The organism is Streptomyces sp. HSW2009, assembly GCF_040240285.1.
Lineage (GTDB): Bacteria > Actinomycetota > Actinomycetes > Streptomycetales > Streptomycetaceae > Streptomyces.
This window is the reverse complement of sequence record NZ_JBEHZD010000457.1, coordinates 1-6,659: the sequence shown is the minus strand read 5'-3', so window position 1 is coordinate 6,659 and position 6,659 is coordinate 1. Positions and strand designations below refer to the sequence as shown.

The following is a 6,659-nucleotide window of genomic DNA, read 5'->3' as shown; positions in this document are numbered from 1 at the left end:
TCGCCCATTTATTAGCCGATTACCCTCTCCAGACAGACCACCAGGCAGCACATAAAGGAGAGCGAACCGCGGTCGGGGGGGGGCGCCCCGCCCCCCCCCCCCCCACCCCAGCAAGATCAACTACCTGGTGGGTGCCTGGCCCATGGCCGGTGACCGGCCGGCGATCCCACCGCCGCCGAGGCCGAAGGCCATCGAGGGCGGAACCGGCCGCCCCTAACCCATGGGGGTGCCGCGCCGCCGCTGCCCGGACCGGGCCGGTACGGGGCGCGCCTCGCCAGGGGTCTGCCCGAAGCGGTCCCGGAAGACCCGGGTGAAGTGCGCCTGGCTGGCGAACCCCCACCGGTGCGCGACCTCGGCGACCGTCAGATGCCGGGCCTGCGGGTCCCCGAGCTGCTCGCGCGCCTTCGCCAGCCGCTGCTCCAGGATGTAGCGCGACGGGCTCACCCCCGCGGGCGTGAAGATCCGACTCAGATGCCGGGTGGACACCCCGACCGCCTCCGCGACCTGCTCGGCACAGAGCCGCGGATCGGACAGGTGCCGCACCACGTACTCCTGCGCCACCGCCAACTGGGACGGCCTGGTCGGCGGCTCCGAGCGGTCCCCCATGCGCGCCGCCGCCAGCGACCTGACCAGGTCCAACACCGTCGCCTCGGTACGCGCCGGGTCGCCGGAGCCACAGCCGCGGGCCCAGTCGGCCAGCACCGACCGCAGCGTGGAGACCAACACGCCCTCCGTCGCCGAGTCCCCGCCGAACAGCATCGGAGCCGCGACCCCGCCGGCCAGACACCGCTCGGCGAACACCTCACCGGGAATGTCCACCAGGAGCTGGCGCATGGTGGAGGGGAAGCCGAACAGATACGAGCGGCGCGTGTCGTACAGCACCAGATCGCCAGCGCGCACCGAAAGGCAGCCGCCCGCGTGGAAGAACACCGCCTCGCCGGCCGTGAGCAAGGTGGCGAACACCGACTCCTTGGGCAGCGCCCGGCAGGTGCGCGGCGTGCGCTCGATGACGTGCTCGTTGCCCGCGATCTCGGCCAGCCGCAGGCCCCGCAGCGACACATTGGTCTGTGAGGCCAGCAACCCTTGCTCGGAGTAGGGCGAGCAGGTCAGGCCGACCAGGGCCCTGCGGTTGTAGTCCTCCCAGAAGTCGACCCGGTCCGCGGGGTCGACGGACCGCGTGGAGACGTGCGAGACGGCGGGGGCGGGGGCGGGGTCTGCGGTCATCTGGCCTCCTTGCCGATCCGGGTACCCGCGGTGGACCGACCCGGGCGGAGTCCGCCGGGCCCGGCCACGGCCGGGACGCACCGCCACCTGCGGGCGCCCCCCGCCCCCCGCGGGTGTGACACCACCGGGGCGGCGCCGGCCCGAACGGGCGCGCGCCTGCCCGATGGGTCCAGGCAGGCGCAGCGTACCTCGGTATCGCCGCGACGCCGAGTGGTCGCGGGAGGGCGAAGACGGCGCATCACACCGACAGATAGCCACCGTCGACCGGGAGGATCGCCCCGTTCACGTACGCGGCGGCCGGCGAGCACAGGAACGCGATGGCCGTGGCGACCTCGCGGGGCCGCCCGAACCGGCCGAGCGGGACCCGGGCGAGCACGGCCCGGGAGGCGTCCGGATCGTCGAGCACACCCCGGGCGAGCGGCGTGGTGACGAAGCCGGGGGCGACCGCGTTGACCCGTATCCCGTCGGCCGCGTACTCGGCGGCCAGCGAGCGCGTCAACTGGGCGATGCCACCCTTGCTGGCACTGTAGGCGGGCCGGTCCCGGCTGCCGAAGAAGCCGAACATCGACGACACGGTGACGATGCTGCCGCCATCGCTGGCCAGCGCCGGATACGCAGCCTGACAGGCCACCATGGTCGCGGTCAGGTTGACCGCCAGCACCTGGTCCCAGGCGGCGGGGTCGTACTCGTCGCGGTCCCGGCTCACCCCGGCACAGGTGACCAGGTGGTCGATGCGGCCCACGGCGTGGATCTGCCGGGTCAGCCCGGCACGGTCGGTGACGTCCTGCTCGACGATGCGCACCCGCTCGTGCCGGGGCAACCCGTCGGGGTCGGCCGGGGCCAGCCCGAGCACGTGCACCTGCGCACCGAGTTCCGCACAGAGCAGGGCCGTCGCGGCGCCGATGCCGGAGGTGCCCCCGGTGACCACGACGCTGGCGCCGGCGAACGCGTCCGGGCAGACGAAGCCGCTCACCGCCCGGCCCCCACCGCTCGGTCCCCGGCCCTTGCGGCGGCCCGGCCCGGCCGCACCAGCACCTTGATCTCCTCGCCGCCGCCCGCAAGCAGCGCGTCGAAGCCGTGCGCCACCACCTCGTCGAGGGCCACCGTGGAGGTCACCACGGGCCACAGGTCCACCCCGCACTCCGCGACCAGGCGGATCAGCTCGGGGTAGGTGTCGCGGTAGCCGACGCTGGCGATGATCGACTGCTCGTTGTTGACCAGCGCAAACGCATCGAGGCGTAGCTGCTGCGCCAACCCGACCATGATGACCCGACCACCGCGCCGACTCGCGGCCAGACAGGTGTCGACAGCGGCCTGTGAACCCACCACCTCGAACGCCACGTCGACGCCGACCCCGTCGGTCAACTCCCTTATGTGCTCGGCAGCTTGACCATCGCCGGCGTCGACGAGATCGGTGGCGCCGAACCTGGCCGCGATCTCCAACCTGGCCGGTGACACATCGACGGCGATGATCCGCGGCACCCCGCGCTCGGCCGCCAGTCGCACCGCGAGCAACCCGATCGGACCCAGCCCCACCACCGCCATCGTCCCGTCCAGCGGCTCGGCCCGGCGCAGCGCGTGCAGCGCCACCGAAGCGGGCTCGAAGAGCGCGGCCTGCTCCAGGGTTACGCCGGCGGGCAGCGGGTGCACCATGTAGCGCGGCACCGCCACGTACTCGGCCAACCCGCCGTTGCCCATCAGCCCGGCGAAGCCGAAGTGTTCGCAGATGTGGTAGTCGCCGGCCCGGCACTGGGCGCACCGGCCGCAGCGGTAGTTCGGCTCGATCGCCACCGGGTCACCCACCGCCAGGCCGTCCACGGCCGAGCCCAGCGCGGCCACCGTGCCGCAGAACTCGTGGCCGAGGGTGAGCGGCGCGCTGACGCCCGATGCCGGGTGGGGGGTGTGGGTGGGGATGGCGTGCGGCCCGTCCGCGTACTCGTGCAGGTCGCTGCCGCAGATCCCGCAGTACGCCACCTCGACCAGCACCTCGTCGGGCCCGGGCGTCGGCACCGGCGCCTCCTCGACGCGTACGTCCTTGGCCCCGTACCAGATGGCCGCCCTCATGTGCTCGCTCCTGCCGTAGTGGTGGTGGGGGGGGTGGTGCGCCCGGCGCGGCGTTGCAGGACGCGCGGGGCGGTCTCGCGCAGGCCGAGCGAGAGGAGGACGACGAGGATCGCGCCGCCGGCGGCGATGTACATGGCCGTCTCAAGCCCCCAGGTGTCGGACGCCCAGCCGGCGGCCAGCGGTGCGATGACGCCGCCGGTCAGTTCGCCGACGCCCATCACCAGGCCGAGCGAGGTGGCCAGCGCGGTACGGGAGACCGTCTCGGCCGGAATGGTGGCCATGATCAGGGTGAAGCAGCCGAGCCCGGTGTAGCTGAGGACGATGGCGGGGCCGAGCACCAGCGGATGCGAGATGAAGACGACCGCCAGCGGGCAGAGCACCGCGATCGAGGTGAAGACCACCATCGTGGTGCGCCGGCCGATCCGGTCGGAGATCGCCGGGATCAGGAACCCCCACAGCACCCAGGCCACCCCGAAGCACGTCATGACGCCGCTCATCGTGCCCGAGGAGTAACCCTTCACGTCCTCCAGATAGACGGGCGTGAAGGTGATGAGGACGACGAACCAGGTCAGGTAGCAGCAGGCGGCCAGCGTGCACAGCACGATGTTGCGGTGCCGCACCACCTCCCGCACCGACGTCGTACCCGCGGCGCCCGACTCCTGCGCGGCCGGGCCGCGTACTGCGGGCACCACTCCGGGCGGCGTCTCGCGCACCCACTTCGCCATCCAGACGGCGATCAGCAGTCCCGGCACGATCGTCAGGAGAAGCACCGTTCGCCAGCCGAACTGCTCGGCCACCCACACCACGACCAGCGGTGCGGCGATGCCACCGAGCAGCCCGGCCGCCGAACCCTGCAACAGCCCCATGTTCAGGCCCCGGCGGTGTTCCTGGGACGCCTCGACCATCAGCGACTGGGAGAGCGGCAACACCGCGCCCTCGGCCACCCCCATCAGCGCGCGGGCGGCCAGCAGACCGACGAAGCCGGCCATCAACCCGCCCACCGCGGAGAAGACGGAGAACAGCACGACCGCACCGATCAGCAGCGGCTTGCGCCGCCCGAGCCGGTCCGAGACGCGTCCGATCACCATCCCCGACAGCGCCCAGGTGAACGCCAACGCCCCGGACAGGACGCCCAACTCCGTGTGGGACAGGCCGAATTCGTCGTCGATGAAGGGGGCGAGGAAGGCCAGCGCCTGGCGGTCGAAGAAGACGAAACCGAAGGAGAGGAAGAGTACGAGCAGCAGCCGGTTCTCATAGCGCAGGGCTTCTGCGTCCCGGGGCGGGGCCAGGTCCACCCCGGGACGCGTACGCGAATCGGTCATCGTGACCTCGGATCGCTCGGTGGGACCGGGGTCACCGGAACAGCGAGTTGACGTAGTCGGCACCGATGCCGACCTTTTCGTAGTGCGCGCGGCACATCTCGATGTAGTCGTGGACGTCGAAGAACCCGGCCGTCTCACCGTTCTCGTCCAGCCAGATCAGCGGACCCTTGACGATGAAGAACGCCTTCATCGGCTCGTCGCTGTCGTAGGCCACCAGGGTGTGCCCCTCGCCCGGCGCCTCGTACACGAAGTCGCCGGCGCTCGCCGTCCACGGCCGCTCCAGATAGCCCCACTTCCCGGAGATGGTGTACGCGAACACCTCGTGCGGGTGGTAGTGCCGGTTGACCAGCCCTGCCTCCTTGGCGCGCAAGATGTCGGCCCAGGAGTTGTCCTTGACGTTGATCCACAGCGGCCGGGAGCCGACGGTCTCGGTGAACGGCACGTAGTACCGGTCGTCGTCGGTGGCCACCTGCGAGAGGTAGACCTCGGGCAGGGCGTCGGGCTTGAAGGAGTTCTGGATCGGCTTGAGGTTCTTCCAGAACTCGCCGGTTGCTTCCTCGGGCATGATCGGCTCCACTTCGCTCGTTGGTGGCCGAAGTGAACCGCGGTCGACGGGCGCCCGTCTTTCCCAGGACGGACGTCGGGCTTTGCCGGTTTCGGACACGACGGGCCGTACCAGGCCGCGTTCGCACCGTGTACGAAAGTTCACAGCGCGCACGAGGGGGTCGTACCGAGCCGGGTGGGACGCTCCGCGCCTCCGGGATCGGACCGCTGCGCCCGGGCCTGTGCACCGGCGCCCGGGGCCGGGACGACGACAGGGCCGGAACGGGGAGACCGTTCCGGCCCTGTCTGGTGCCACGCCGCTCGGGCGCTGGTGCCGGCGCCGGGTCACGGCGCCGGGCCCGGGCGGCGGGGCGCCAGGGGAGTGCGGTGTTGCCTAGCGGTTCTCGGGAAGGTCGGCATCGGCCTTGAAGGTCGGCACCCCGGAGCGCTTCAGCGCCGGCTTCTTGCCGCAGAACGCCGCCTCAAGCGTGCCGCCGAGCGCCGTGTTGGCCGCCCCGTGGTTCGAGGTGTTCGCCACCGCGGACAGGCTCCGCTTGCCGTCCTTGGTGGAGAAGGCGTACGAGTAGAAGCCCTGCACGGTGCCGGTGTGGCCGTAGATGGAGGTGCCGCACGACAGGTCGTAGCGGCGCAGCCCCAGACCGTAGAACCGGGTCTTGGCCGCGTCGACCGGAGTCGCCTTCAGCATCTCCTGCTGCATGGCCGGCCGCAGCAGCCGGCCGCGCAGCAGGGCCGAGGTGAAGGTGTTGAGGTCGGCCGCGTTGGAGATGATCGCGCCCGCGGACTGCGCCCAGGACGCGGTCTGCTCGGTCGAGTCGACCAGCGGCGCGCCCGCCTCGTCGGGGTGCAGGTAGCCGCGCACGTGCGGGCCCTTGATGGCCTTCGCCGGGTGCACGTACGAGGTGTTCTTCAGCTTCAGCGGCTTGATGATCCGCCGGTCGTACTCCTTCGCCACCGGGTTGCCGGTCGCCTTCTCGATCAGCATGCCGACCACGACGAAGTTGGTGTTGGAGTACTGGTAGGCGGCGCCGGGCTGGCCCGTGCGCGGCTCGTCCAGGGACAGCTTGACGAGCTCGCGGTAGCTGAAGACGCGGTTGCGCACGGCCTCGAACCCGGGGATGGTCTTCGCGAACATCGCGTTCGTGTAGTCCGAGAGGCCGCTTCGGTGGGTCAGCAGGTGACGCACCGTGATGCGGTCGTCGGGCAGCAGCCCCGGCAGATAGGTGTTCACGGGCTCGTCCAGGCGCAGCTTGCCCTCGGAGACGAGCTGCAACAGCACCACGGACGAGAACGTCTTGGTGATGCTGCCGATGCGGAAGCGCGAACGGGGGTCCATGGCCGCGCCGGTGGCGCGGTTCTGCACGCCCTCGGTACGGATCTGGACGCCGTCGGGCCCGGCGTAGCGGGCCATGGCGCCGGGGGCGCCGTTCGCGAGGGCGTCCTTGAGCGCCCGGGTGATGCCCGCGGTGTCGGGGGCCGCGGCGGCGG

6 protein-coding genes are annotated in these 6,659 nt (G+C 71.6%); all 6 read right to left on the bottom strand.

What is annotated here, in order from left to right; all coding sequences use genetic code 11:
• Positions 1 to 213: 213 nt before the first annotated feature.
• The gene (locus AAHZ94_RS26090; protein WP_349995724.1) at positions 214 to 1,224 is read right to left on the bottom strand and encodes a helix-turn-helix domain-containing protein; all 1,011 of its coding nucleotides are present in this window, start codon (positions 1,222 to 1,224) and stop codon (positions 214 to 216) included.
• A 238-nt stretch (positions 1,225 to 1,462) separates the two neighbouring features.
• Positions 1,463 to 2,197, bottom strand: a complete 735-nt coding sequence (locus tag AAHZ94_RS26085) for an SDR family NAD(P)-dependent oxidoreductase (RefSeq protein WP_349995721.1) — start codon at positions 2,195 to 2,197, stop codon at positions 1,463 to 1,465.
• The gene (locus AAHZ94_RS26080; protein WP_349995719.1) at positions 2,194 to 3,288 is read right to left on the bottom strand and encodes a 2,3-butanediol dehydrogenase; all 1,095 of its coding nucleotides are present in this window, start codon (positions 3,286 to 3,288) and stop codon (positions 2,194 to 2,196) included. Before AAHZ94_RS26080 ends, AAHZ94_RS26085 begins: the two co-directional genes overlap by 4 nt.
• On the bottom strand, positions 3,285 to 4,610 hold the full coding sequence (locus AAHZ94_RS26075; RefSeq protein WP_349995717.1) for an MFS transporter: 1,326 nt from the start codon (positions 4,608 to 4,610) through the stop codon (positions 3,285 to 3,287). The genes AAHZ94_RS26080 and AAHZ94_RS26075 overlap by 4 nt, the downstream gene beginning before the upstream one ends.
• 31 nt (positions 4,611 to 4,641) lie before the next feature.
• The gene (locus AAHZ94_RS26070; RefSeq protein WP_349995716.1) at positions 4,642 to 5,175 is read right to left on the bottom strand and encodes a 2,4'-dihydroxyacetophenone dioxygenase family protein; all 534 of its coding nucleotides are present in this window, start codon (positions 5,173 to 5,175) and stop codon (positions 4,642 to 4,644) included.
• 372 nt (positions 5,176 to 5,547) lie between these two features.
• Positions 5,548 to 6,659, bottom strand: a 1,112-nt coding sequence (locus tag AAHZ94_RS26065; protein ID WP_349995715.1) for a serine hydrolase domain-containing protein, incomplete at its 5' end; no start/stop codon positions are given.

What these genes read in the sequence shown, in the direction of transcription:
- AAHZ94_RS26075 (WP_349995717.1), bottom strand. Translation starts at nt 4,610, where the DNA reads ATGACCGATTCGCGTACGCGTCCCGGGGTGGACCTGGCCCCGCCCCGG.
- AAHZ94_RS26080 (WP_349995719.1), bottom strand. Translation starts at nt 3,288, where the DNA reads ATGAGGGCGGCCATCTGGTACGGGGCCAAGGACGTACGCGTCGAGGAG.
- AAHZ94_RS26090 (WP_349995724.1), bottom strand. Translation starts at nt 1,224, where the DNA reads ATGACCGCAGACCCCGCCCCCGCCCCCGCCGTCTCGCACGTCTCCACG.
- AAHZ94_RS26070 (WP_349995716.1), bottom strand. Translation starts at nt 5,175, where the DNA reads ATGCCCGAGGAAGCAACCGGCGAGTTCTGGAAGAACCTCAAGCCGATC.